The 875-nt window shown below is 67.7% G+C and carries 1 protein-coding gene; it reads right to left on the bottom strand.

The annotated features are described in order from the left end of the window. On the bottom strand, positions 1-875 hold an 875-nt coding region (locus tag FOY91_RS21405; RefSeq protein ID WP_203234673.1), incomplete at both ends, for a dihydroxy-acid dehydratase domain-containing protein.

Here is an 875-nt window from a genome sequence, read left to right as displayed (position 1 = left end):
AGGGCGTGGATGCCCTCGCGGATCAGGTAGGCGGGCGGCCGCATGTTCACCACCTCGGCCGCGCCGGGATAGCCGATCGGCCCGGCGCCGCGCATGAACAGCAGGTGGCTGTCGGTGATGCCCAGCGCCGGATCGTCGATGCGGTGGTGATAGTCCTCCGGTCCGTCGAACACGATCGCCGGCCCCTCGAACGCCTCCGGGTCATCCGGGTTCGAAAGATAGCGGGCGCGGAATTCCGGCGAGATGACGCTCGTCTTCATGATCGCCGCATCGAACAGGTTGCCGCGCAGCACGATGAATCCCGCCTCGCCCACCAGCGGCGTGGCGAACGGCCGGATCACGCGCTCGTCCTCGATCGTCGCGTCGCGGCAGTTGTCGCCGATCGACTTGCCGTTGGCGGTCATCGCGTCCTCGTGGATCAGGCCCTGCTTCATCAGTTCGGCCACCACCGCGGGCACGCCGCCGGCATGGTAATAATCCTCGCCCAGATATTCGCCGGCCGGTTGCAGGTTCACCATCAGCGGCACCTTGTGGCCGTGGGTCTGCCAGTCATCAAGCGCCAGTTCCGCGCCGACATGCCGGGCGATGGCGGCAAGGTGGATCGGCGCGTTGGTTGATCCGCCGATCGCCGAGTTGACGACGATGGCGTTGAGGAAGGCATCGCGCGTCATGATGTCGGACGGCTTCAGATCCTCGGCCACCATCGCCACGATGCGGCGGCCGGTATGATAGGCCACCTCCTGCCGGTCGCGATAGGGCGCGGGGATCGCCGCCGAGCCGGGCAGCGACATGCCCAGCGCCTCGGCCAGCGAGTTCATCGTCGTGGCGGTGCCCATCGTGTTGCAATAGCCGGTGGAGGGCGCGGACGAGGCGAC

It is taken from the genome of Alterirhizorhabdus solaris (genome assembly GCF_007785815.1).
Lineage (GTDB): Bacteria > Pseudomonadota > Alphaproteobacteria > Sphingomonadales > Sphingomonadaceae > Alterirhizorhabdus > Alterirhizorhabdus solaris.
This window is presented reverse-complemented; position numbering and strand designations above follow the sequence as displayed.